Consider the following 24,886-nt stretch of genomic DNA (forward strand, 5'->3'; position numbering starts at 1 on the left):
CCTCTACCGAATCCATAATCGAGAGAAAGTCTTTGTGTCCAATCTCATAATCGACTCGGTCTTTCAGGTCGACGTACCTCTTCAGACACCTCGATCGGCCCCCTCTCCCTCCGGGAGAGGGCTGGGGTGAGGGTCGCTCTTGATCTTCAAACCGGCTGCAACTTCTTCTCAAAAACCGCCACCCCATTCAAATCCCGCAACACCACGCTCATCTCCCCACTCCCCCCTTCAATATTCACCTCGCCAAAAAACTGAAACCCGGCAAACGGCGACGCGTTCTGCACCGGCGGCGCCTTCTCGAACACCACCTCAGGGCCAAAGGTTTTATCCAGCGGATTCGGCCCAAAGCTCCCGGCATTCAACGGCCCCGCAACAAACTCCCAGAACGGTTCGAAATCCTGAAACGCCGCGCGATCCGGGTGATAGTGATGCGCCGCGCAGTAATGCACATCCGCCGTGAGGAAGACGAAATTGCGCACCTGCTGCGCACGCAGATAACCGAGCAATTCGGCGATTTCCACCTCGCGCCCCTGCGCCGGTCCCGGATCACCGTTAGCCACCGCTTCCCAACGCGCGACACCCGGGCTGACCTCGCCATCCGGCACACCCAGGCCGATTGGCATGTCGGCGGCGATGACCTTCCATTGCGCTTTCGACTTCTTCAAACCGCGCTTGAGCCAGTCCAATTGCTCACGCCCGAGAAACGGTTTCGCCGCGCCGAGGTTGTCGTCATTGGCGCCGCGATAACTGCGCATGTCGAGCACGAACACATCGAGCATCGGCCCATAGCTCAACTTGCGATAAATCCGCCCGCCGCCGTCGGCAGTCTGTAAGCGCATCGGTGAATATTCCAGCCACGCCGCGCGTGCGCGCCCGACCAGGGTGTGGATATCTTTTTCCTGATAACGCTCGTCGAGCTGCTTGCCCGGCGACCAGTTGTTGACCACTTCATGGTCGTCCCACTGCCAGATCTGCGGCACCTCGGCGTTGAAGCGGCGGATGTTTTCGTCCATCAGGTTGTAGCGGTAGTTGCCGCGATAGTCGTCGAGGGTCTGCGCGACTTTGCTCTTGGCTTCAGTGGTGAGGTTGCGCCACACCCGACCGTTTTCGGTGGTCAGTTGAGCGGGCACCGGGCCGTCGGCATAGATGGTGTCACCACTGTGGATAAAGAAGTCCGGCAAACGCAGGCGCATCGCTTCGTAGATGCGCATGCCGCCGATGTCCGGGTTGATGCCGAAGCCCTGGCCGACGGTGTCGCCGCTCCAGACGAAACGAATATTGCGCCGCGCCGTCGGAGCGCTGCGCAGGTGGCCAAGCCAAGGTTCGCTGGCAACGCCGGTGCGGGCGTCCTTGAAATACACCCGATAGAAAATTGCCTGATCGGCGGGCAGCCCGGTCAGTTCAACGCGGGCGGTGAAGTCGCTGCGGGCATCGGCGAGGGCCGAGACCAATCGGCGTGGATGGCGAAACTGGCTGCGGGTGTCCCACTCGACCACCATATGCGCCGGGCGATCGCTGCGGCTCCAGATCATCGCGCGGTCGCCTTGCAGGTCGCCGGACTGCACGCCATCGGTCAACTGCGGGCGGTCCTTGACCGAGGCAATCACCGCCGGTGCCAGACTTGGCATCAGCAGACCGGCGCCAACGACTTGCATGACACGCCGGCGACCGGGGTTGAAATCGCTCATGGTGTTCTCCCTGAAAAAGGAAAACTTAAGCACGCGATCATGAAACACACATGACACCAGACACACCGCAGAACCCATTGTAGGAGTGAGCCTGCTCGCGATAGCGGTGTATCAGCCAACACTCATGTCACTGACAGACCGATATCGCGAGCAGGCTCACTCCTACAGGGGTTTTGCGGTGTCTGTTAAGCCTTGGCGGGTTCCAGGGCCAGCTCGACGGCTTCCGGGCGTTTGACCGTCGCATAGACCACAGCCGTCAACAAACTCCCCGCGACAATCGCCAGCAAATACAGCAACGCATGATTGATCGCATTCGGAATCGCCAACACAAACAAGCCACCGTGCGGCGCCATCAGTTTGCAGCCGAAATACATCGACAGAGCACCGGTCAGCGCACCGCCGGCGATGCTCGCCGGGATCACCCGCAACGGGTCTTTCGCGGCAAACGGAATCGCCCCTTCGGAAATAAAGCACAAACCCAGCACCAACGCCGCTTTCCCCGCCTCGCGCTCGGTCTGGGCAAACTTGCGCCGCGCAATAAACGTAGCGATACCCAGGCCAATCGGCGGCACCATGCCCGCCGCCATGGTCGCAGCCATCGGCGCATAACTCTGCGAAGCCAGTAGCCCGACCGAAAACGCATACGCCGCTTTGTTGATCGGCCCGCCGAGGTCGACGCACATCATGCCGCCGAGCAGCACGCCAAGCAGAATCGCGTTGGTGGTGCCCATGCTATCGAGGAAATGCGTGAGCGCGCCGAGCATCCCGGCAACCGGTTTGCCGACCACGTAAATCATCACCAGACCGGTAATCAGGCTGGCGAACAGCGGGATGATCAGGATCGGTTTCAGCGCTTCGAGACTCTGCGGCAAAGCGACATAACGGCTGATCGCCTTCGCCACGTAACCGGCGATAAAACCGGCGACGATGCCGCCGATAAAACCAGCGCCCAAGGTGCTCGCCAGCAAACCACCAATCATCCCCGGCGCCAGGCCCGGCCGGTCGGCGATCGAATAGGCGATGTAACCCGCCAGCAGCGGCACCATCAACTTGAACGCGGTCTCGCCGCCGATCTGCATCAGTGCAGCGGCCAGCGTGCCTTCTTCCTTGAACGCTGTGATGCCGAACATAAAGGACAGCGCGATCATCAACCCGCCGGCCACCACCATCGGCAGCATGAACGACACGCCGGTCAGCAGGTGTTTATAGACGCCGGTCTTCTCTTGCTTGGCCGGTGCCTTGCCGTCGCTCGCCGCGCTTTCCACAGCACCTTCGGCCAAGGCTTTTTTCAGCGTGGCTTCGGACTGCTTCAACGCAATGCCAGTGCCGCAACGATAGATTTTCTTGCCAGCGAAACGCTCGGTGGCAACTTCGATATCCGCCGCCAGCAACACCACGTCTGCCTCGGCAATCGCCGCTGCGCTCAACGGAGTTTTCGCACCCACCGAGCCTTGGGTTTCGACCTGCAATTCATAGCCCAGACGCTTGGCGGTTTGCTGCAAGGCTTCGGCGGCCATGAAGGTGTGGGCGACACCGGTCGGGCAGGCGGTAATCGCGACGATGCGCGGTGCACGTGGCGCATCAGCGACCGGTGCAGCCGCGCTGGCGACGTAAACTTCAGCCTCTTCAGCGCCACGACGCAGCACCGCTTCAACATCCTGCAACGCCTGCGCCGGGGCAATCTGGAAAACACGTTTACCGACAAAACGCGTCATGTCGACCGCGCCGGTGGTAACCAGCAAAACCCACTCGGCCGCGGCAATGGTCGCCGCCGACAACTCGCGCTCAGGGTGCGCTGCATCGACCACTTCAACGCTGGTGCTCCAGCCCTGACGCTGCGCCGCCGCATCAAGCAAACGCGCGCACAGCACACTGGTGACCATGCCGTTCGGGCAAGCCGTAACAATGGCTAATTTCATCACAAACCCTCTTATTGTTCTGTCAGGGGACGCACGCGCACGCCCTGTTCGAGCTGCGCCAGTTGCGCAGCGTCGTTGATGCCGAAACCGATCTGGGTCACCGCCATCGCGGCAATCGCGGTGGCGGTGCGCAGGGTTTGTTCAGGCGTGTCGGCGCTGAGTAAACCGTGGAGCATGCCGGCCAGCAACGAATCACCGGCACCGACCGTGCTGGCAACGCTGACTTTCGGTGGCGTGGCGTGCAGCGCCGAACCGACGCTGAACCAGTTCACGCCGTCAGCACCGTGGGAAATCACCACGTGCTCGATGCCTTGGGCATGCAAGCGCGCCGCTGCTTGCGCTTCCGCCGCGTGCGAAACCACGTCGCAACCGAGGGCGTCGGCGAGTTCTTCGGTGTTTGGTTTGATCAGCCACGGACTGGCTTTCAAAGCTTCGCGCAACGCTTCGCCGCTGGAGTCGAGGGCAACTTTCAGACCGAGCTGATTGAGCCGTTCGATCAGTTCACGCAACCACTGCGCGGTGACGCCACGCGGCAAACTGCCGGCAACCACCACCGCATCGTGACCCGGTGCAATCTGCAGCAGACGCTCGAGCAACGCCTGCTGCGCGGCGGCGTCGACCACCGGCCCCGGGCCGTTGATGTCGGTGATGCGGCCATCCTGTTCGGCGACTTTGATGTTGCTGCGCGTCTCGCCCGGCACACGGATAAACGCGTCGACAAAACCGCGCTTAGCGAACAACGTTTCGAACGCTTGCAGGTTGTCTTCACCGAGAAACCCACTGACCGTCAGTTGATGACCAAGGTCGGCCAGCACTTGCGCGACGTTCACGCCTTTGCCGGCGGCGTGTGTGTGCATCTCGTCGCTGCGATTGACCTGACCGGCCTCCAGCCGTGGCAGTTCGACGGTAAGGTCGAGCGCCGGGTTGAGGGTCAGGGTAAGAATCTTGGCCATTACAGGGCCTCCACTAATGCGCGCACTTCATTCGCGCTGCCCACGGCCAGGGCCTGTTGAGCAAGGGTTTGCGCCTCGGACAGGCTGAGTTCGCGGATGCGTGCTTTCACTTCAGCAATGCTGCGCCCGGAGACACTGAGTTCATCGACACCGAGGCCGACCAGGACCGGCACCGCCAGCGGATCCGCCGCCAACTCACCGCAAACACCGACCCACTTGCCGTGGGCATGGGCCGCGCGCACGGTGATGTCGATCAGTTGCAGCACCGCCGGGTGCAAACCGTCAGCCTGCGCCGACAGGGTCGGATGGCCACGGTCGATGGCCAGGGTGTATTGCGTCAGGTCGTTGGTGCCGACGCTGAAGAAATCGACTTCCTTGGCCAGCACCGGCGCGAGCAAAGCGGCGGACGGCACTTCGATCATGATCCCCAGTTGCAGGTCGGCGACCGGGATTTCCAGACGCAAACGTTCGGTCATGTCGCGGGCCTGACGCCATTCTTCGACGCTGCCGACCATCGGGAACATGATGCGCAGCGGACGGTTGTCCGCCGAACGCAGCAAGGCGCGCAGTTGCGCTTCCATGATCTGCGGGCGCTGCAAAGTCAGGCGAATGCCGCGCACGCCGAGGAACGGGTTTTCTTCTTTGGCGATCGGCCAATACGGCAGCGGTTTGTCGCCGCCGACGTCCAGCGTGCGCACCACCAACGGCCGCCCGGCGAGACCATCGAGCACGCGGCGGTATTCGGCTTCTTGCGTGGCCTCGTCCGGCGCTTGTGGATGGGCCATGAAAATCAGTTCGGTGCGCAGCAGACCGATGCCTTCGGCGCCCTGCTCCACCGCGCTGATCACACCAGCGCTTTCGCCAATGTTGGCGAACACTTCGACCGCGTGACCGTCGGTGGTGTGCGCCGGTTGGTGGCGTTGTTCGGCAGCAATCTTCAGGCGTTGTTCGCGGGTGTCGCGTTCTTCGGTGGCGCGTTGCAGGGTCGCGGCATCGGCGTCGACGTGAAGACGACCGCGTTGACCGTCGAGCAGCAACGGTGTGCCCGGCGCCAGCAACAACACCGCTCCTCCAGCGCCGACCAGCGCAGGAATCCCGAGGGCTCGCGCTACGATGGCACTGTGCGCGGTGGCGCCGCCGCGTGCGGTGAGAATCCCCGCCACGCGCGCCGGGTCCAGACGCGCGACGTCGGACGGGCCGACCTCATCCATCACCAAAATGTACGGTTGCTCGGGTTCGCTCGCAGTTTGCACGCCACACAGTTGCGCCAGTACGCGGCGACCGATGTCACGCAGATCCGCAGCGCGCTCTGCGAGCAACGCGTCCTGCAGCGACTCCTGTTGTTTGGCCGCTGCTTCGATCACCGCCATCCACGCCGCTTCGGCGCTTTCGCCCTGCTTGAGGCGAGTGTCGACTTCGTCGGTGAGTTCCGGGTCGTCGAGCATTTCCTGATGGGTGATGAAGATCTCGCGGATGGCTTTGGCTTTGCTGCGTTCGATCAGACCCTGAATGTCACTGCGCACGTCACTCAGCGCTTGCTTGAGGCGTTCGCGTTCACCGGCAGCGGACTCGCCCCGCAGCGGATAATCGATGGTTTGCTGCACTTGGATGTGTGCCGGGCCAATGGCGATGCCGGGGGCAGCGGGGATTGCTTGCAACTGGCTGCCGGAGGCCGGGGCGACGACCACTTCGGCGATGTCGGCGATCACTTCGCGTTGCGGGCTGATGGCCGGCAGCGGCTCGACTTCTTCACCGAGGCCTTCTTCGATAGCGGCGAGCAACGCCGGCAAGGCATCAGCGGCGATACTCGGCTCGGCGATCAACTCCAGCACCTGACCACGACGGGCGCCAAGGCTGAGCAGTTTGCTCAAACTCTTCACCGACACGGCGCTGTCCTGACCGTCGACGATGCGCACGCGAATCTCGCCGTCAAAACTCTTCGCCAGTTGCGCGAGGATCTTCGCCGGACGCGCGTGCAAACCGTGGGCATTGGCCAGGGCAATGCGTGCGCTCGGCCAGTCGGCGGGTAATTCACCGCCAAGCACTTCGAGAACTTTGCGGCTGCTGGTGGCGCGGCCCAGTTCATGGCCGCGACCTTCGATGAGCAACGCACACAGGCGTTCAAGCAACGCCTGATGCGCTTCGCCAAGGCTGGCCAGGCAGAACAGGCCGCTGAGCGGCTGACCGAGGTAGCGCATCGGTTTGTCCGGCGTCACGAACGCCAGCCCCGGACGCTTCACGGTTTGCTCGCTGTGCAACCACCACAAACCATCACCCAGCGGCAGCGCTTCGACCTGCTGCAACACACCGGCAAAACCGTTGCTCACACAATCGGCCTGACGCAACAGACGCGCGCCACGCCAGACAAGCTCTTCGAAATCATCGGCGGAGACGCCGAGGCCAATCATCTGAGCATCCAGCGCCAGCTCCTGCGGCGCGCCTTGCAGCAGTTTCAGCAGCGCTTCAGGCGAACTCGCACGACGCAAAGCCTGGCCCAGATCGGTCTCGCCGAGGGCACGGGTCAGCAGTTGCAGCAGGCGCAGGTGTTCGTCGGATTTGGCAGCGATGCCAATCGCCAGATAAACGATCTGGCCATCGCCCCAATCCACGCCTTCCGGGAACTGCATCAGGCGCACGCCGGTGGCGAACACCTGATCGCGGGTTTCCGGCGTTCCGTGGGGAATGGCAATACCTTGACCGAGAAAGGTCGAGCCCTGGGCTTCCCGGGCCTGCAATCCGGCGAGGTAGCCGTCGGCGACCAGACCATCGGCCACCAGGTGATTGGCCAGCAGTTGCAGGGCAGCGGGTTTATCCACAGCCGATTGGCCCATGGATATCTGCTCTATAGTGAGCTCGAGCATGCGATCTCCTTTTTGGCGCTGTATGAGTGCCAGGTATTGTTTTGGATGGTTGCAGCTTAGGCGCTCTGCCGCTTTGCTTTTCGGCGGCAGTTTTGGCGGTTTCACGGCAGCACCGGCCAAAGGCGTCTAAAACGTAGAAAATACGCTTGCTGAAACGTTTAATCTAGATTGATCGGCACGTTACTCGATAATGTCCCATCCTTGAAGTCCAACTTGTCGGATGCGCTGCGACAATAGTCGCCTGCCCTAATCGGGTAGGATTGGCGAAAATGTCGCGGCAAGCTCGAATAAACAAGGAAATCCCGGGTTGAAACTCAGTGATATCGCGCGGTTGGCCGGAGTGTCCGTGACCACCGCCAGCTACGTCATCAACGGCAAGGCCGAACAGCAACGCATCAGCAACGCCACCGTCGAGCGGGTGCGGGCGGTGGTCGATCTGCACGGCTTCACGCCAAACCCTCAAGCGGCCGGGCTGCGCAGTCGGCATACGCGCACGCTGGGCTTTATTCTGCCGGATCTGGAAAACCCCAGTTACGCGCGGATCGCCAAACTGCTCGAACAAGGTGCACGAGCGCGTGGCTATCAATTGCTGATCGCCAGTTCCGATGATGCTCCGGACAGCGAGCGGCAGTTGCTGCAACTTTTCCGCGCGCGCCGTTGCGATGCGCTGATCGTTGCCAGTTGCCTGCCGGCCGGCGATGACAGCTATCGCCAGTTGCAGGCCAAGGGCACGCCGATCATCGCCATCGACCGGGTCATGGAGCCGGAGCATTTCTGCTCGGTGATCAGTGACGACCGCGAAGCCAGTCTGCACCTCACCCAGAGCCTGCTCGATCCGCAACCGAAGCAGATCGTACTGCTCGGCGCCCGTCCGGAACTGAGCATCAGCCAGGAACGTGCCGCCGGTTTCAAAGAGGCGCTGGTCGACTTCAAAGGCGAAGTGCTGGTCGAGCATGCGGAATCCTTCAGCCGTGAATGCGGCAAGCAATTGATGGAAGAACTCCTGCAACGTCTGGGGCATTTGCCCGATGCGTTGGTGACTACGTCCTACGTGCTGCTGCAGGGCGTGTTCGATGCGCTGCATGACTTCCCGCTGAAATCGCGGCCGCTGCGCCTCGGCACCTTCGGCGATACGCAGTTGCTGGATTTCCTGCCGCTGCCGGTCAACGCCATGGCCCAGCAGCACCAGTTGATTGCCGACAAGGCGCTGGAACTGGCGCTGGCCGCTGTCGAACAGTCGGAGTACAAGCCCGGTGTGCAGGCCATCGCGCGGACCTTCAAGCAGCGTATCCACCAGGACTGAGCCGTGGAGCTGATCGACAGTCACACCCACCTCGACTTCCCCGACTTTGATGCCGATCGCCCGGCGTTGCTTGCCGAGAGCCGCGCCCTCGGGGTGCGGCGGATGGTGGTGTTGGGCGTCTTTGAAGGTAATTGGCAACGGGTGTGGGATCTGGTGCAGAGCGATGCCGATTTGTACGCGGCATTCGGCCTGCACCCGGTTTATCTCGATCAGCATCGTCCCGAAGATTTGTCGGCGCTTGGTGATTGGCTGACTCGATTACGCGGTCATCGGCAGTTGTGTGCGGTGGGCGAGATCGGTCTGGATTACTTCATCGAAACCCTCGACCGCGAGCGGCAACAGGCGCTGTTCGAAGCGCAGCTGCAATTGGCCGCTGACTTCGAATTACCAGCGCTGATCCATGTGCGCCGCAGCCACGCGGCAGTGATCGCGACGCTCAAGCGCTTCAAGCTCCAACGCGCAGGGATCATCCACGCCTTTGCCGGTAGCCGTGAAGAGGCGCGGGAGTACATCAAACTCGGTTTCAAACTGGGTCTGGGCGGCGCGCCGACCTGGCCGCAAGCGTTGCGCATGCATCGGGTGCTGGCGGAACTGCCGCTGGAATCGATCGTGCTGGAAACCGATTCACCGGACATGGCGCCTGTCATGTTTCCCGGCCAGCGCAACAGCCCGGTGCACTTGCCGGCAATTTGTCAGGCGTTGGCCGAACTGATGAAGATCAGCCCGCAACAACTGGCCATGGCCAGTACCGCCAATAGCTGCGAGATATTCGGCTGGTAATCAGTCGGCGTGCGCCTTGGCGGCCTCCAGAATCAGCGTCAGATGCTGACGCTGACGTGCATAACGGACGACCACGAAGTACACGAAGATCGTGATCAGTGAAGCGTTCAGTTGTTCGGTGACACTCAGAAGCCCCACCCACTCCATCACCAACGCCACCAGCAGCGCGGTGCACACCGTCACCGAAGCGCTGAAACGCAGCAGCGCCAGTGAATCGAGGGACTTGAAGCGTTTGATCTGTTGCGGGCAACGCAATTCCAGCGTTTGCTGGCAATGCTCGCAGGTGAACGGTTCATTAATCGAGATGGCATTTAGCTGCCAGGGCCTGAGCGCCAGCGTGGTCTGACAATGAGCACAATGGCCCTGGACTCCCAAGTTTGCGACAGACATGAGCGGCCTCCTCTACACGAACGATTGGGTATGGATACTGGCTCATTGCTGGGGAAATGCCAGAGTCTGCAGAGAAACAGGATTGGGCTTACGGCCGGAACTGAAAAAGTACTACAAAGAGTTCTGACAAAACGCGAAACCCTGTGGGAGCGAGCCTGCTCGCGAAGGCGGTGTGTCAGGTGACAGAGATGTCACTGACAGATTGCATTCGCGAGCAGGCTCGCTCGCGCAGCTGGTATGTACGACTCAGACGCGGAACGCGCTGATCAGTTGTTTAAGCTCAACAACTTGGGCTGACAGCGCACGGCTGGCATCTTCGGTCTGGTGCGCACCCTGCGCCGTGCGCTCGCCGGCGCGGTTGATTTCGACGATGTTCTGATCGATGTCATGGGCCACCGCTGTTTGCTGCTCAACGGCAGCGGCGATCTGTTGGTTCTGATCGACGATCATTCCCACAGCCCCGAGGATATTTTCCAGCGCCTGCTGAACCTTCTCCGATTGCCCGACGGTGCCATTGGCCATCTGATGGCTGACACCCATGGCTTTCACCGCCGCCCCGACGCCGCCGTGCAGCTTGGCGATCATCTGCTCAATCTCTTCGGTCGATTGCTGGGTGCGTTTGGCCAGGGTGCGCACTTCGTCGGCGACCACGGCAAAACCACGTCCCTGCTCGCCGGCACGCGCCGCTTCGATCGCGGCGTTGAGCGCCAGCAAGTTGGTCTGTTCGGCGATGCTCTTGATCACTTCCAGCACGCGGCTGATCGACTGGCTGTCGCTGGCCAACTGGTTGATGACCCGCACCGACTGGTCGATTTCGCTGGCCAGCGCAGCAATGCTGCCCTGCTGCGACTCGACCAGGCCGCGACCGCTGATGGTCTCGTCATTCACACTGTGGGCACTGCTGACGGCTGCGGCTGCACTGCGCGCCACTTCCAGTGAGGTCGCCGACATCTGGTTCATCGCCGTCGCCACTTGCTCGATCTGCGTCCGTTGGCCCGCCACTGCCTGATTGCTTTGCGCAGAGACATTTTCAACTTGCCCGGCCTGGCGCTCGACCTCGCCGACGGTCTGCCCCACCCGCTCGATCAAGTCGTGAATCTTCTTCACCGTACCGTTGAACACTTCGCCCAACTCGCCGAGTTCATCCTGGCTGTTAGCTTTGAAGTTGACCGTCATGTCACCCGCCGCGACCCTGTCCATCATCGCGCCCAAGCGTTTAAGCGTGGTGCGGGTCGAGGCGTAGAAACCACCGTAGAGATAGAAAATCAGCACGAACACCACCGTCAGCGCCACCGCCTGCAAGACCATGTGCGTGCGGTTCTGCGCCAGACGTTGCTGTAGTTGAGTATCGAGGAATTTCAGCGTGGCGTCGTTGAGCTGGTAAGTCCTGTCGATCAGCCCGGTGACCTGATCGTAAAACGCCTGCCACGGCGCATCGAGGGTGTCAGCCATCACCACCTGTTCTTCGAACAGTTCGCTGGCCTGTTTCAGCGAGGCCTTGCTGCTGTCGGCCGCCGCGCTGAGGTTGTCCCGCGCGGCCTTGCTGGAGCCGAGGGCGTCCTGCAGTTTCAGACCGTACTCGGCCTGGAGTTTTTCGATCTGCACCAGCAGCTCATCGAAACGGGTGCTTGAAGAGCTGTTGAGAAACCCCTGGCCCAATGAATACGAGCCCATGGCTCGGCCTTCGCCGAGGGTTTGCGTGACGCTCGGCGTGATCAGGGTGATCAGTTCGCTGAGCTGACGGATATCGCTCTGGTTGTCGCGGCTCAGCCCGGCCTGACTGGTGATGATCTGGCTGAAAATCTGCGCACTGGCCAACAATTTGCCGATCAACGCGCTTTTGCTCTGCAGCGAATTTTCCGTTTGCTGGGCCTTGAACGCGACGATCATTTCATCGCGTTTGCCATTGAATACTTTGATCTGCTCGGGATCGTCGGTCATTGCGACCAACCCTTGGAGACGCGCCAGAACTGCTTGTTCGAGGGTGGTGATTTGCGACTCGACATTCCCGGCCTTGCCGGACTGGCCGAGGGTGACGTTGATCTGCACAAGATTGTTGAGGGTTTCCAGATCCCGGCGCAAGGCCAGGCTGCTGCCCAGCAGATCAAGGCTTTGCAGCTCGACACGGGTGCCCTGGAATTCGCGATAGGAATCGCGCACCAGATAGAAATTGGTCACCAGCATCGGCACCAGGAACAGCACGCTGATCAGGCTGAACTTCATGCCGAAGCTCAGACGGTTCATCAGCGAGACGGCGGGATAGAGCAAGCTCTTCACTGGAAGTCTCCCTTGGTTTTTTTCTTGTTTTTATTGGCAGGCGCGGGGCGACAGTAGATAGCCACTATCGGGCGCCATCTCTGTATAGCTCAAATCGAAGGGAGGTTTTGTAACTTAAGGTTAACGACATAGCAGCCCGCGACACACAGATCTCCTCGTAGGAGCTGCCGCAGGCTGCGATCTTTTGATCTTGCTTAAATCAGTGGATCAAAACTGTCCACAAGGCAAACCCGGCATACCACAGCACCGCCGCACGCAGCAGCAGTTCCCACAGGCAATCGAGGGTGTTGATGCCGTCCGGCCCGACCACGGGAGGTGGAATTTCACCCGCCGCCAAACCGACTCGGTTGATCAGCTGCGCAGCGCTGATGTTCCAGTTGAGCAATTCATGCAGCATCACCCGGCTGACCGCGACAAAGTTGCCGACCAGCGCCAGACTCGCGGCCAGCAAGCGTACCGGCAGCCAGTCAAAGGCATGCCGCATTTGCGCGGCGCGCTCGACCAGCGCCGGGTTCTGGCCGTGTTCCTGCGCCAGTGCCAGCAGGCGATACGCCAGCGCTGCCACGGGGCCGAGCACGAAATACCAGAAGATCACCGCAAAAAAGCTCTGGTAGGCCTGCCACAGCAGATGCCCCTGCACACGCTCGAGCAACTGCTCGCCGCTGTCGGCGCAAATATTCAGATCACGCTTGGCCACATGCGCTGCGGCTTGCAGATCCTCACGACGCCAGGCATCGCGAAACGGCCCGAGACCGCCGAGCAAGTCGCCGCGCCCCAGACTGTAAATCACCACCAGTAAATGCACCGGCAACGCCAGCAAGCCGTAAGCCACCGGCTCCAGCACCAAAAGCAACAGCGCCAGCAACGCCACTGGAAACAGCACCAGAATCGTCAGCACCAGCCAGGGTTGTTTGCCCAACCGCTCGCCAGTTTCGAGTTTGTTCAGTTCGCGGATCCATCCGCCATCGCGTTGAACCCGATGACGCAGGGCCGAAAACTTCTCGATCCACAGCGCCAGCAGTAACACCAGAAAACTCATTGTCCTTCCTCTTGTGCCAGGGCTGCGCGGTAACGCGCCCAGTCGAATGCCGGGCCAGGATCGGTCTTACGCCCGGGTGCTATGTCGCTGTGCCCACAAATGCGGGCGCCGGTGATCGCCGGAAATGCTGTCTGCAACTGGCGGGTCAACGCCGTCAACGCCTGATATTGCGCGTCGGTGAACGGCAGATCATCGGTGCCTTCAAGCTCGATGCCCACGGAAAAATCGTTACAGGTTTCGCGCCCTTCGAAAATCGAAACACCCGCATGCCACGCCCGCTCAAGACAGGAGACAAACTGGGTGATCTTGCCGTCACGTTCGATCAGAAAATGCGCCGAGACGCGCAGGTCAGCGATCCCTGCAAAGTAGGGATGTTCAGTGACATCCAGACGATTCTGGAAAAATTCCTGCACCTTGCCCGTGGCGAACTGCGCCGGCGGCAAACTGATGTTGTGGATCACCAACAGGGAAATTTCGCCCGCAGGGCGCTCATTGAAGTTGGGCGATGGGCAGACCTGCACCCCGTGACACCACCCGCTAGCGGGATCCAACTGCATACCGATTCCTTCAACGCCGACTGTGTTGGCGCCCAGTATGCCGTGATCGGCCCCCGGCGCGCGATCACTTGCCGCGATTGAGTCGCCGCAGATTGCCCAGCACCGATTCGAGTGCGCGGTCGAACAGCAAGGTATCGTCCAGCGCACGCGCCGTGCCACGCTGGAATTCCACGGCCAGCGCAATGCGGCTGCGTTCCAGCACCTTCATCCCGGTGCGATCGACGAACACGTACTTGCCAGTGGCTTCGATGATGGCCGCGAGCTTGCATCGCAGGCTGTTTTCATCATCCTCTCGAAAAGCTACCCAACTGCCCAGACGCAGTTGTTCGACCTGACGCAAACCGGCGGCGTCGTGAGGCAAACGAACCGACGTCAACACCGCGCTGCCCTCGTCAGCGGTTTGCAGCACGATCTGCTGCGACACCTCGATCATTGGCGTTGCTTGATCCACCTCGACGGAACGCTCAAGCACCTGCACATGCAGGGCTTCCAGCTCACTGAAAAATTCGCTGGTGGCGAAGGGGTCAAACGCCGAACTGCTCAGACCATCACGCAGCGACTTGAGCAACCCCGGCACCAGTGCCAGCAAGCGCAGACTGGATTCAGTGTCTTCATGACGCTGCACACTCCAGATCAGTTGCTCCATGGTTAGCACGTCGGCCTGCCATTCGGCTGACTGATCGCCATGCTTGAGGCAGGTCAGCAGGAGTACTTTGCTCCAGGCGTCCTGGACGAAGGTGAGCACCGAGGGCGGCAGCGTTTTACCCAGCAATGCTTGATTCAACGCCCGCTCGACCCGGTGCCGGGCCAACTCGGTTTTTGCCCGCCCTTCTTCGGCGTCACGCAGACGCTGTTCAAGTAGCTCGCTGCGGCGGCGTTCGTCGCTGGTGAACGCGAGGAAATCGGCGAGCAACTCAGAGAAAATCGCCGGATCATCAACAAAGTCAGTGAGAAGGCGCTGCACCACTTGCTCGATACGCAGGTACAAGCTGTCGCGCGCCTCACCGTCGCAGTCGCCCCAGCCCATCGCCGCCTCGGCGATTTCGTTGAGCAGGCGCCGCGCCGGATGGGTGGTGCGACTGAAGAAACTCTTGTCGAGCACCGCGACCTTCAGCATCGGGATCTGCAACCGCGCGATCAGAGCCTTGAGCGAATCCGGCACATTGCGGTCTTCAAGAATGCAGTCGAAGACCATCGCGATCAGGTTGATCACGTCTTCATCCGCATCGCCGACGATCCGCGATTTGCCACTTCTGACGCTGACGCGGGTCAGCAGTTGTTCGAGCTGATTGCGCAGATCGAAGTCATCCTGTGCCGCCAGCGCCGGTACGTATTGTTGCAAATGCGAGAGCAGACGGAGCAGGTCGCGGGTGGAAATCGGTTGCGCGGCAAGGCTGGGTTCCAGCGTCGGCGCGACACTGCCACGCACGTGCGCGAGCAATTGCTGCAGCGCGGCGAAGACCTCCTGCACGCCTTCATCGACGGGCGGCGTATCGTCGCTTTCATCGTTGTTCACACTGGCGATCGCACGATCAATGGCGCGCCGCGCCGGGGCGGCCTTCAACTCGGGCAACACACCGGTGGCGAGCAACAATTGATTGGCTTCGGCGTAAAGCTGTTCGGTATCGGCCAAGACATAACGTTCGAACAGTTTGAGCAGGATCAGCTTGACCTTGATTTCCACGCCCAGGTTGCGCCCGGCCTGGAGGAAAAACTCGCAGAGCATCGCCGGGCCGAGCGGGTTGTGTTGATCGTCGAGGGTATTGCCGAGTAGCGCGTTAAGCCGCGCAGTCAGTTGATCGAGGGCGAAGCCGTCACGCTTGAGTACGCGACCGACCATGGTCTCGACCGCCACGCTGCGCTCCATGTCGTCGCTGCGTGGCGCCAACTCGTCATATATCAGGGCATGGGGCAGCGTGTTGTGCGTGGGGTCGTATTGCGTCAGGCCAACGAAAGCTTCAAAGAATTGCTCAAGAAAACCGCGCTCGATGTTTTTGCGCTTGAGGCGCAGGTCGCGCATGGCTTCGAAAAAAATATTCTGTTCGACGTCGTTGCGCGCCCGGTCGGCCATTTCGAACAGCGTGTCGTCGGCGTTATCGAACAGCTCCTGCAAACCGTGGCGCAGTTGCTGGGCAGCCTTGTCGCGAACCTGAAGCAGAATCACAGGCAGGCGGGCGAGCGGCGAGTGATTCGCCTGATCGGCAGTGCCTTTGTGCAAAGGCACCACTTTCCCGTCGTTGTGCATCCAAGCCTCCTGAAACGGTGATTCGTTCGGTCACTTTCAACATAAGCCTCCTGTGGGAGCGAGCTTGCTCGCGAAGGCGATCGGTCAGTGACATCGTTGGTGACTGACACTGCGCTTTCGCGAGCAAGCTCGCTCCCACAGGTCTCAACAACTTTGGCCGCATTGCACGTCAAAGCTATGACGTCAAATGCAAGGCGGATTATCTTTCATAACGTGTACCCGACGCCATAGCCGTCAGGGTTTCCCCTATGCCCCCTCAGTGACCATGTCTGAGCGCGGTTTGCTCAAAGAAAATCGACCGGATGCAGGCAAGCACGCGTGTTCTCGTCTTGGGTTGGCTCATGCCATGCCCCTATAATCGAACCACTTTGTTTGTGGAGCCCGTTATGCCGAATCTACGTCTCGCCGATTTGACCGCCGAAATCGAAGCCAACGTGCGCCGTGCGTTGCTCGAAGACATCGGCAGCGGCGACATCACCGCGCAACTGATCCCGGCCGAACGCTTGGCCAAAGCCACCATCATTACGCGCGACGACGCCGTCATCTGCGGTACGGCGTGGGTTGATGCCGTGTTTCGTCAGCTCGATCCGCGGGTGGCAGTGCATTGGCAAGTGGTCGATGGTGAACGGGTCAAGCCCAATCAGCCGCTGTTTCACCTGGAAGGCCCGGCTCGTTCGCTGCTGACCGGTGAACGCAGTGCGCTGAATTTCCTGCAACTGCTGTCCGGCGTAGCCACGCGCGCGCAGTACCTTGCCGATTTCGTCGGCACCACTCAGGTCAAACTGCTCGACACCCGCAAAACCCTGCCGGGTCTGCGACTGGCGCAGAAATACGCGGTGACCTGCGGCGGCTGCCACAACCATCGCATCGGTCTGTACGACGCATTCCTGATCAAGGAAAACCACATCGCCGCCAGCGGTGGCATTCCACAAGCCATTGCCGCTGCGCATAAGATAGCGCCGGGCAAACCGGTGGAAGTCGAAGTGGAAAGTCTGGAGGAGCTGAAAGAGGCACTGGCCGCCGGCGCCGACATCATCATGCTCGACGAACTGAGCCTGGATGACATGCGCGAAGCCGTGCGTCTGAACGGCGGCAAGGCGAAGCTGGAGGCCAGCGGCGGTATCAACGAAAGCACGCTGCTGCCGATCGCCGAAACCGGGGTGGATTACATTTCGATTGGCGCAATGACCAAAGATGTCAAAGCGGTGGATCTGTCGATGCGACTCAGCCTCTAAAGGCAGCGGCAAGATGCGAGTTACAAGCTGCAAGCCACAGCGCTTTTGCGTTGACTTGCAGCTTGCCGCTTAAAGCTTGGAGCTGCTCTTATACGACGAGATTATTCATCTCGCAGTACTCTTCCCAATCGACACCCAGCACTTCGGCCGCCTCTTTGTGCAGCACAAGGCGCTGCGCCTCGAACTCTTCTGGCGTGCTCGTGTACTTGAGCGTCAGTTCCCATGGCTGCAAGCCCTGGGCTTCGGCTTCGTCTTCGAAGGCCCACTGGATCTGATCTTTTTGATCATCGGGACTGAGATCCTTGATCTCTTCTTTGAGGTCCGGAACGTCCAGAATGTACTTTTCCAGCGCTAGTTCGTGGCGTTGCTCTTGAGTTAATTCGGTCATGGCGTTCTCGCTGATCGTAAGAATGGAGGATGGATCTGGATCATCAAGGATCTCTCTGACGCGGATTGTCCGGCCTTCGGAACCATTCGGGATCATCTGAAAACTGCTGGGCGATGCTCATGCAGGCACCGAATATAGGACGTTTGCATGACGAATTACACGGCTCTTTACATCTCTCCCACAAAAAGCTGACCTGCGGAACATAAATCCGCGTTTGCCATGACTGAGAGTGATGAAGGAGGTGGTGCCCGAGACAGGAATCGAACCTGCGACCTTCGCGTTACGAGTGCGCTGCTCTACCGGCTGAGCTACACGGGCGGTGGGCTAAACCTAGCACCGGTTTTCACAAAAGCAAAGATCGCATCCTGCGGCAGCGCCTACATGATTGGGTTATCACAGCGCTTTTTTAGGAGCTGCCGCAGGCTGCGATCTTTTGATCTTTATGCCAGACAAAAAAATGCCCCGCCGTTTTCACGGCGGGGCATTTTTATTGCGCTAAAGCCTGGGGGTGATTAAACGCCCGAAGCTTTGGCTGCTGCCACGTCTTTGATGGACAGCTTGATACGGCCGCGGTTGTCCACGTCCAGTACCAGTACTTCAACTTCCTGGCCTTCTTTCAGGATGTCGGTCACTTTCTCTACGCGAGCGTCGCTCAGCATCGAGATGTGAACCAGACCGTCCTTGCCAGGCAGGATGTTGACGAATGCGCCGAAGTCGACGATGCGCTCAACCTTACCGACGTAGATCTTGCCGATCTCGGCTTCAGCGGTGATACCCAGAACGCGCTGACGTGCAGCTTCAGCGGCTTCCTTGGTTTCGCCGAAGATCTTGATCGAACCGTCGTCTTCGATGTCGATCGAAGCCTTGGTTTCTTCGCAGATCGCACGGATGGTCGCGCCACCTTTACCGATAACATCACGGATCTTGTCGGTGTCGATTTTCATCGCGATCATGGTCGGAGCGTTGGCCGACAGTTCGGTACGCGACTGGCCGATGATCTGGTTCATCTGACCGAGGATGTTCAGGCGCGCTTCCAGGGCTTGGCCCAGAGCGATTTCCATGATTTCTTCGGTGATGCCTTTGATCTTGATGTCCATCTGCAGCGCGGTAACACCTTTGGCGGTACCGGCTACTTTGAAGTCCATGTCGCCCAGGTGGTCTTCGTCACCGAGGATGTCGGTCAGGACGGCGAATTTCTCGCCTTCTTTAACCAGACCCATGGCGATACCGGCAACCGGCGCCTTCATCGGTACACCAGCGTCCATCAGGGCCAGGGAAGCGCCGCAAACGGAAGCCATCGAGCTCGAACCGTTGGATTCGGTGATTTCCGACACCACACGAATGGTGTATGGGAACACGTCAGCGGCTGGCAGCATGGCCGAAACCGAACGACGGGCCAGACGGCCGTGACCGATTTCACGACGACCAGCACCACCCATGCGACCACACTCACCTACCGAGAACGGAGGGAAGTTGTAGTGCAGCATGAACGGGTCTTTTTTCTCGCCTTCCAGGGTGTCCAGCAGTTGTGCATCACGGGCGGTGCCCAGAGTTGCAACGACCAGAGCCTGGGTTTCACCACGGGTGAACAGCGCCGAACCGTGAGTCTTCGGCAGAACGCCGACTTCGATGTTCAACGGACGTACGGTCTTGGTGTCGCGGCCGTCGATACGTGGCTTGCCGTTTACGATGTTTTCGCGAACGGTGCGGTATTCGATTTCACCGAAAGCGGCTTTGACTTCGCTGGACGAAGGCTGGCCTTCTTCACCGGACAGCTTGGCAACAACTTGATCCTTCAGCTCGCCCAGGCGAGCGTAACGGTCGGCCTTGACGGTGATGGTGTAAGCCTGGGAGATCGCTTCGCCAAACTCGGCACGGATAGCGCCCAGCAGTTCGGTGGCTTCTGGAGCCGGAGCCCAGGTCCAGGTTGGCTTGGCAGCTTCAGCGGCCAGTTCTTTAACAGCGTTGATCACAACCTGGAACTCGTCGTGAGCAAACAGTACGGCGCCCAGCATCTGGTCTTCGGTCAGCTCTTTGGCTTCCGATTCAACCATCAGTACGGCGTCGGAAGTACCGGCAACGACCATGTCCAGGCTCGAAGCAGCTTGCTGCTCGTAAGTCGGGTTCAGCAGGTAACCGGTGCTTTCGTGGAAAGCAACGCGAGCAGCGCCGATCGGGCCGTCAAACGGGATGCCCGAGATAGCCAGGGCAGCCGAGGTACCGATCATCGCAGCGATGTCCGGATCGGTCTTTTTGCTGGTGGAAACGACGGTGCAGACAACCTGCACTTCGTTCATGAAGCCTTCTGGGAACAGCGGACGGATCGGACGGTCGATCAGTCGGGAAGTCAGGGTTTCTTTCTCGGAAGGACGGCCTTCACGCTTGAAGAAACCGCCAGGGATCTTACCGGCAGCGTAAGTCTTTTCCTGGTAGTGAACGGACAGAGGGAAGAAGCCCTTGCCTGGATCGGCTTGCTTGGCACCAACTACAGTCACCAATACGCTGACGTCGTCGTCAACGGTGACCAATACTGCGCCGGAGGCCTGACGGGCGATACGGCCAGTCTCGAGGGTAACGGTCGATTGACCGAACTGGAATTTTTTGATTACCGGGTTCACGGTGTCCTACCTTCTTTGTGGCTCTTGGGGGAACTGGTTTCTTGCGAATTCTTGGGCAATGTCGGGAATCGGCCCAACGCCTGTCCAGGGTAAAACGTGTATCCAGATAAAACTTGAGGCTGGGAGCCTGCAAGGCGCCGGCGGTAAACCGCTGACGTCTGGCAGACAACCAACCTCATAGCGCAATCGCTGATTAGCGACGCAGACCCAGGCGAGCGATCAGAGCGCTGTAACGGCTCACGTCCTTGCCTTTCAGGTAGTCCAGCAGCTTGCGACGCTGGTTTACCATGCGGATCAGACCACGACGGGAGTGGTGATCTTTACCGTTGGCCTTGAAGTGACCTTGCAGTTTGTTGATGTTGTGGGTCAGCAGTGCAACTTGCACTTCTGGCGAACCAGTGTCACCAACAGCTTGCTGGTAGTCAGCAACGATTTGAGCTTTTTCTTGAACGTCGAGAGCCATGAGGCAATCCTTTTATCAGGAAACTGTTTCAGGGAAACAGCTTCAACAGGCCAGGGACAAATCCCTGTATCTATAAATGAGTCGTGACCGTGCCTGTTAACAGCCACACTCGCCGACCTGCTGTGACACAGGCCGGTTCCGGTCATTCTGACCGAATCAAACGACGTGGCGCGATGCGCCCGTCTTCGCTCACTTCACCGATACCGATGAAGCGACCATTGTGATCCTGTACCCGCACCATGCCGAACTTCGGAGCATCCGGGGCACGTACTGGCTGGCCGTTGAGCCAGTAGAACGCGCTCGCTTCCGAGAAGTGCAGCAACGGCCAATCCAGCAGGCCGCTGTCCGATGGCATCAGGAAGCGGTCGACCGCTTCATTGCCGCCTTCGGCATGTACCGCTTCAAGCTCTTCGAGGGTAACCGTCTGCGCCAGGGTAAAAGGTCCGGCCTGGGTACGACGCAATTCCGCGACGTACGCACCACAACCGAGTTGCTCACCGATATCCTCCACCAGAGTGCGAATATAGGTACCCTTGCTGCAGTCCACCGCAAGACGCGCAGTATCGCCTTCGAAGGCCAGTAATTCCAAGCGCGCAATAGTAACAGAACGCGGTTCGCGCTCCACTACTTCGCCTGCACGGGCCAGCTTGTACAGCGGCTGGCCATCACGCTTGAGCGCCGAGTACATCGGCGGTATCTGACTGATTTGCCCACGAAATTTCGGCAATGCCGCTTCGACATCGGCGCGACCAACGGTCACCGGGCGTTCCTGCAAAACCTCACCTTCGGCGTCTGCCGTGGTGGTGGTCTTGCCCAGTTGCGCCAGGGTTTCATAACCCTTGTCGGAATCGAGCAGGTATTGCGAGAACTTGGTGGCCTCACCGAAGCACAGCGGCAAGACGCCAGTGGCCAGCGGGTCGAGGCTACCGGTGTGACCGGCTTTCTCGGCATTGAGCAACCAGCGAACCTTCTGCAACGCAGCGTTGGAGGTGAACCCCAACGGTTTGTCGAGCAGGATGATACCGCTGACGTTACGACGGATACGTTTGACCTGAGCCACCGAATTACTCCTTGGTGTCTTCAGGTGCAGCGACGTCCAGGTGCTGATTGTCTTCAGCCACGGCGCGCTCGATCAGGGCCGACAAGTGCGCACCACGGACGACGGATTCGTCGTAGTGGAAGTGCAATTGCGGCACGCTGCGCAGTTTCATTTCACGGGCCAATTGCATACGCAGGAAACCTGCGGCGGCGTTGAGCACCTTGATGCTTTGTGCGATGTCTTCAGCGTTGTCCTGGCCCATCACGGTGATGAAAATCTTCGCGTGACCGACGTCACGGCTGACTTCAACAGCGGTAATGGTGACCAGACCCACACGTGGATCTTTGACTTCGCGACGGATCAGTTGAGCCAGCTCACGCTGCATCTGATCGCCGATACGTTGGGTACGGCTGTATTCTTTTGCCATGATTTTGTTACCTGTTACTGCCCAGCGGTGAAACCCGCAAGGTCTGAAAGCGGCAAACGCCCGGCCTGACAAAAGCCAGACCGGGCGTTGCGTTTAGAGTCCAGGTGATGCGCCACACTGGTGAGTGTGGCCGGCCATCACGGCTCCTGAAGTGCGCGAGTTAGAGGCTGCGAGCAACCTGAACCTTCTCGAAGACTTCGATCTTGTCGCCGACTTTGACGTCGTTGTAGCTCTTCACGCCGATACCGCATTCCATGCCGGCACGTACTTCGGAAGCGTCATCCTTGAAGCGGCGCAGGGATTCCAGCTCGCCTTCGAAGATAACGATGTCTTCACGCAGTACACGGATCGGACGGTTACGGTGCACAACACCTTCGATCACCATGCAACCAGCGATCGCGCCGAACTTCGGCGAACGGAACACGTCACGCACTTCGGCCACACCCAGGATGTTCTCGCGAACATCGCTGCCGAGCATGCCGGTCAGGGCTTTCTTGACGTCTTCGATGATGTCGTAGATCACGTTGTAGTAACGCATGTCCAGACCTTCCTGCTCGACGATCTTCCGTGCGCCAGCATCGGCACGCACGTTGAAGCCGAACAGTACAGCGTTGGAAGCCAGTGCCAGGTTAGCGTCGGACTCGGTGATACCACCGACACCGCCACCCACTACGCGCACTTGTACTTCGTCGTTGCCCAGGCCATTCAAGGCACCGTTCAACGCTTCCAGCGAACCACGGACGTCGGATTTGAGGACGATGTTGAGCGTCTTCTTCTCGGCCTGACCCATGTTTTCGAAGATGTTTTCCAGCTTGCCGGCGTGAGCGCGAGCCAGTTTGACTTCGCGGAACTTGCCTTGACGGAACAGAGCCACTTCACGGGCTTTCTTCTCGTCAGCAACCACGCTCATCTCGTCGCCAGCGTCCGGGGTACCGTCCAGGCCGAGGATCTCGACAGGGATGGATGGACCGGCTTCTTTGATTGGCTTGCCGTTCTCGTCGAGCATGGCGCGAACGCGGCCATAGTTCGAACCGACCAGGACCATGTCGCCTTGGCGCAGGGTACCGTCTTGAACCAGAACGGTTGCCACCGGGCCGCGACCTTTGTCGAGACGCGATTCAACCACAACACCACGGCCAGGAGCCGATGGAGTCGCTTTCAGTTCGAGAACTTCAGCTTGCAGCAGAACGGCTTCAAGCAGCTCGTCCACGCCAGTACCGACTTTCGCCGAAACCGGTACGAACGGCGTATCACCGCCCCACTCTTCGGAAGTCACGCCGTGAACCGACAGTTCGCTACGGATGCGATCGAGATCGGCGCCCGGCTTGTCGATTTTGTTCACTGCTACAACCAGTGGAACGCCAGCCGCAACAGCGTGCTGAACAGCTTCAATGGTCTGCGGCATTACGCCGTCGTCCGCTGCAACCACCAGAATCACGATGTCGGTCGCCTTGGCACCACGAGCACGCATTGCGGTAAACGCGGCGTGACCCGGGGTGTCGAGGAAGGTGACCATGCCGCGTTCGGTTTCAACGTGGTATGCACCGATGTGCTGAGTAATACCACCGGCTTCGCCAGCAGCTACCTTGGCACGACGGATGTAGTCGAGCAGGGACGTTTTACCGTGGTCAACGTGGCCCATTACGGTCACAACTGGCGCACGGGAGAACGACTCACCTTCAAACTTCAGGGACTCGGCCAGGGAATCTTCCAGGGCGGTGTCGCTGACCAGGGTCACTTTGTGGCCCAGTTCTTCGGCTACCAGCTGAGCAGTTTCCTGATCAAGCACCTGGTTGATGGTCGCTGGAGTGCCCAGTTTGAACATGAACTTGATGATTTCAGCTGCCTTGACCGACATCTGATTGGCGAGATCGCCAACAGTGATGGTCTCGCCGATCTGCACATCACGCACGACAGGGCCGGTTGGGCTCTGGAAACCGTGGGCGTTGCGCTTCTTCAGCTTGGCCTTGCCGCGACCACCGCGACGGAAGCCATCGCTTTCTTCGTCGGTAGTGCGTGGTGCCACACGTGGAGCTGGCGCTTTTTCTTTGACCGATGCGCGATGCGGAGCGTTTTTGCGCTCGCCATCACCACCACCGCTGCGACGATTGTTGTCGTCGGCACGTGGCTTGTCAGGACGGCGCTGTTCGTTCTGCTTGTTGCGAACGTCAGCAGACGGAGCTGGAGCAGCGGCAACCACCGGCGCGCTTTCGCGAACAGGTTCTGCAGCGGCAACCGGCGCCGCAACGGCAGCGCTGTTAGCGTTCTGCGCAGCAGCAGGCTGATTACGCGCTTCTACTTCGGCGCGTTGCTTGGCTTCTTCTTCAGCCTTCTGACGGGCAGCATTTTCTACTGCGCGACGCTCATCCAGTTCACGCTTGCGCTCGGCTTCGATTTCTTCCGGGCTGCGCTGTACGAAAACTTTCTTTTTGCGAACTTCTACGCTGATGCTTTTGCTACCAGCCACACGCAGGGTGCTGGTGGTTTTACGCTGCAGCGTGATCTTGCGTGGTTCTTCCACTTTCGCCTTGTGGCTGCTTTTCAAGTGAGTCAGCAGGGACTGCTTCTCACTGTCAGTCACATTTTCTTCGGCGGCGGTGTGCGGCAGACCTGCCTCACGCATCTGCTGCAACAGGCGCTCTACCGGTGTTTTGACCTCATCGGCCAGTTGTTTCACCGTGACTTGCGTCATGCACTTCTCTCC

At 59.8% G+C, this 24,886-nt stretch carries 18 protein-coding genes, 1 tRNA gene and 1 pseudogene; 3 read left to right on the top strand and 17 right to left on the bottom strand.

Going from position 1 to position 24,886, the window contains the following annotated elements; translation table 11 throughout:
• Window positions 1–146: 146 nt before the first annotated feature.
• The 4 genes from FGA82_RS15905 to ptsP all read right to left on the bottom strand — a co-directional run bounded on the left by FGA82_RS15905 (window position 147) and on the right by ptsP (window position 7,421).
• Complete coding sequence (locus tag FGA82_RS15905) at window positions 147–1,688, bottom strand: alkaline phosphatase D family protein (RefSeq protein WP_141127782.1); 1,542 nt, start codon at window positions 1,686–1,688, stop codon at window positions 147–149.
• A 185-nt stretch (window positions 1,689–1,873) separates the two neighbouring features.
• Window positions 1,874–3,607 (bottom strand): PTS fructose-like transporter subunit IIB, encoded by a 1,734-nt coding sequence (locus tag FGA82_RS15915; RefSeq protein ID WP_141127783.1) that lies wholly within the window; start codon window positions 3,605–3,607, stop codon window positions 1,874–1,876.
• A gap of 11 nt (window positions 3,608–3,618) precedes the next feature.
• On the bottom strand, window positions 3,619–4,560 hold the full coding sequence (gene pfkB / locus FGA82_RS15920) for a 1-phosphofructokinase (protein ID WP_141127784.1): 942 nt from the start codon (window positions 4,558–4,560) through the stop codon (window positions 3,619–3,621).
• Window positions 4,560–7,421, bottom strand: a complete 2,862-nt coding sequence (ptsP, locus tag FGA82_RS15925; protein WP_141127785.1) for a phosphoenolpyruvate--protein phosphotransferase — start codon at window positions 7,419–7,421, stop codon at window positions 4,560–4,562. The genes pfkB and ptsP overlap by 1 nt, the downstream gene beginning before the upstream one ends.
• Window positions 7,422–7,728: 307 nt before the next feature.
• On the opposite strand from ptsP, the gene cra reads away from it, so the two are divergent.
• The gene (cra, locus tag FGA82_RS15930; RefSeq protein ID WP_141127786.1) at window positions 7,729–8,724 is read left to right on the top strand and encodes a catabolite repressor/activator; all 996 of its coding nucleotides are present in this window, start codon (window positions 7,729–7,731) and stop codon (window positions 8,722–8,724) included.
• A 3-nt stretch (window positions 8,725–8,727) separates the two neighbouring features.
• Window positions 8,728–9,504, top strand: coding sequence for a TatD family hydrolase (locus FGA82_RS15935; protein WP_141127787.1), 777 nt, complete (start codon window positions 8,728–8,730; stop codon window positions 9,502–9,504).
• Here the strand turns inward: FGA82_RS15935 and FGA82_RS15940 are convergent, their stop codons facing one another.
• The 6 genes and pseudogenes from FGA82_RS15940 to FGA82_RS15960 form a co-directional block, all read right to left on the bottom strand.
• Window positions 9,505–9,894: a hypothetical protein gene (locus FGA82_RS15940; protein WP_141127788.1), complete on the bottom strand. Its 390-nt coding sequence runs from the start codon at window positions 9,892–9,894 to the stop codon at window positions 9,505–9,507.
• Between the two features lie 246 nt (window positions 9,895–10,140).
• Window positions 10,141–11,070, bottom strand: coding sequence for a methyl-accepting chemotaxis protein (locus FGA82_RS32905; protein ID WP_432767159.1), 930 nt, complete (start codon window positions 11,068–11,070; stop codon window positions 10,141–10,143).
• Window positions 11,047–12,138, bottom strand: a pseudogene (locus FGA82_RS32910) (methyl-accepting chemotaxis protein); the annotation flags it as partial. The pseudogene FGA82_RS32910 and the gene FGA82_RS32905, both read right to left, overlap by 24 nt.
• 232 nt (window positions 12,139–12,370) lie before the next feature.
• A complete protein-coding gene (ampE, locus tag FGA82_RS15950) occupies window positions 12,371–13,210 on the bottom strand; it encodes a regulatory signaling modulator protein AmpE (RefSeq protein ID WP_141127790.1) in 840 nt (279 codons plus the stop codon).
• On the bottom strand, window positions 13,207–13,767 hold the full coding sequence (gene ampD / locus FGA82_RS15955; RefSeq protein WP_141127791.1) for a 1,6-anhydro-N-acetylmuramyl-L-alanine amidase AmpD: 561 nt from the start codon (window positions 13,765–13,767) through the stop codon (window positions 13,207–13,209). Before ampD ends, ampE begins: the two co-directional genes overlap by 4 nt.
• A gap of 64 nt (window positions 13,768–13,831) precedes the next feature.
• Window positions 13,832–16,012 (bottom strand): DUF1631 domain-containing protein, encoded by a 2,181-nt coding sequence (locus tag FGA82_RS15960; RefSeq protein WP_141127792.1) that lies wholly within the window; start codon window positions 16,010–16,012, stop codon window positions 13,832–13,834.
• A 386-nt stretch (window positions 16,013–16,398) separates the two neighbouring features.
• Between FGA82_RS15960 and nadC the strand changes: the two genes are divergently transcribed.
• A complete protein-coding gene (gene nadC / locus FGA82_RS15965; protein WP_141127793.1) occupies window positions 16,399–17,247 on the top strand; it encodes a carboxylating nicotinate-nucleotide diphosphorylase in 849 nt (282 codons plus the stop codon).
• An 88-nt stretch (window positions 17,248–17,335) separates the two neighbouring features.
• Here nadC and FGA82_RS15970 read toward each other — a convergent pair whose 3' ends face one another.
• The 7 genes from FGA82_RS15970 to infB form a co-directional block, all read right to left on the bottom strand.
• The gene (locus tag FGA82_RS15970; RefSeq protein WP_141127877.1) at window positions 17,336–17,635 is read right to left on the bottom strand and encodes a DUF6388 family protein; all 300 of its coding nucleotides are present in this window, start codon (window positions 17,633–17,635) and stop codon (window positions 17,336–17,338) included.
• A 242-nt stretch (window positions 17,636–17,877) separates the two neighbouring features.
• Window positions 17,878–17,953, bottom strand: a tRNA-Thr gene (locus tag FGA82_RS15975).
• Window positions 17,954–18,147: 194 nt separating this feature from the next.
• On the bottom strand, window positions 18,148–20,253 hold the full coding sequence (gene pnp / locus FGA82_RS15980) for a polyribonucleotide nucleotidyltransferase (protein ID WP_007915263.1): 2,106 nt from the start codon (window positions 20,251–20,253) through the stop codon (window positions 18,148–18,150).
• A gap of 193 nt (window positions 20,254–20,446) precedes the next feature.
• Window positions 20,447–20,716, bottom strand: a complete 270-nt coding sequence (gene rpsO, locus FGA82_RS15985) for a 30S ribosomal protein S15 (protein ID WP_003197723.1) — start codon at window positions 20,714–20,716, stop codon at window positions 20,447–20,449.
• A 142-nt stretch (window positions 20,717–20,858) separates the two neighbouring features.
• Window positions 20,859–21,776, bottom strand: a complete 918-nt coding sequence (gene truB, locus FGA82_RS15990; RefSeq protein ID WP_034154423.1) for a tRNA pseudouridine(55) synthase TruB — start codon at window positions 21,774–21,776, stop codon at window positions 20,859–20,861.
• 4 nt (window positions 21,777–21,780) lie between these two features.
• Window positions 21,781–22,182, bottom strand: coding sequence for a 30S ribosome-binding factor RbfA (gene rbfA / locus FGA82_RS15995; protein WP_095049714.1), 402 nt, complete (start codon window positions 22,180–22,182; stop codon window positions 21,781–21,783).
• Window positions 22,183–22,342: 160 nt separating this feature from the next.
• Window positions 22,343–24,874 (bottom strand): translation initiation factor IF-2, encoded by a 2,532-nt coding sequence (gene infB / locus FGA82_RS16000; protein WP_064119461.1) that lies wholly within the window; start codon window positions 24,872–24,874, stop codon window positions 22,343–22,345.
• Window positions 24,875–24,886 lie beyond the last annotated feature (12 nt).

Origin of the sequence: Pseudomonas fluorescens, from assembly GCF_005938625.1 — a bacterium.
Lineage (GTDB): Bacteria > Pseudomonadota > Gammaproteobacteria > Pseudomonadales > Pseudomonadaceae > Aquipseudomonas > Aquipseudomonas fluorescens_BD.

Bases quoted from the DNA above. Each gene is read 5' to 3' on its own strand.
- FGA82_RS15905 (WP_141127782.1), bottom strand. From the start codon at position 1,688: ATGAGCGATTTCAACCCCGGTCGCCGGCGTGTCATGCAAGTCGTTGGC.
- FGA82_RS15915 (WP_141127783.1), bottom strand. From the start codon at position 3,607: ATGAAATTAGCCATTGTTACGGCTTGCCCGAACGGCATGGTCACCAGT.
- pfkB (WP_141127784.1), bottom strand. From the start codon at position 4,560: ATGGCCAAGATTCTTACCCTGACCCTCAACCCGGCGCTCGACCTTACC.
- ptsP (WP_141127785.1), bottom strand. From the start codon at position 7,421: ATGCTCGAGCTCACTATAGAGCAGATATCCATGGGCCAATCGGCTGTG.
- FGA82_RS15940 (WP_141127788.1), bottom strand. From the start codon at position 9,894: ATGTCTGTCGCAAACTTGGGAGTCCAGGGCCATTGTGCTCATTGTCAG.
- FGA82_RS32905 (WP_432767159.1), bottom strand. From the start codon at position 11,070: ATGACGGTCAACTTCAAAGCTAACAGCCAGGATGAACTCGGCGAGTTG.
- ampE (WP_141127790.1), bottom strand. From the start codon at position 13,210: ATGAGTTTTCTGGTGTTACTGCTGGCGCTGTGGATCGAGAAGTTTTCG.
- ampD (WP_141127791.1), bottom strand. From the start codon at position 13,767: ATGCAGTTGGATCCCGCTAGCGGGTGGTGTCACGGGGTGCAGGTCTGC.
- FGA82_RS15960 (WP_141127792.1), bottom strand. From the start codon at position 16,012: ATGCACAACGACGGGAAAGTGGTGCCTTTGCACAAAGGCACTGCCGAT.
- nadC (WP_141127793.1), top strand. From the start codon at position 16,399: ATGCCGAATCTACGTCTCGCCGATTTGACCGCCGAAATCGAAGCCAAC.
- FGA82_RS15970 (WP_141127877.1), bottom strand. From the start codon at position 17,635: ATGACCGAATTAACTCAAGAGCAACGCCACGAACTAGCGCTGGAAAAG.
- rpsO (WP_003197723.1), bottom strand. From the start codon at position 20,716: ATGGCTCTCGACGTTCAAGAAAAAGCTCAAATCGTTGCTGACTACCAG.
- rbfA (WP_095049714.1), bottom strand. From the start codon at position 22,182: ATGGCAAAAGAATACAGCCGTACCCAACGTATCGGCGATCAGATGCAG.
- infB (WP_064119461.1), bottom strand. From the start codon at position 24,874: ATGACGCAAGTCACGGTGAAACAACTGGCCGATGAGGTCAAAACACCG.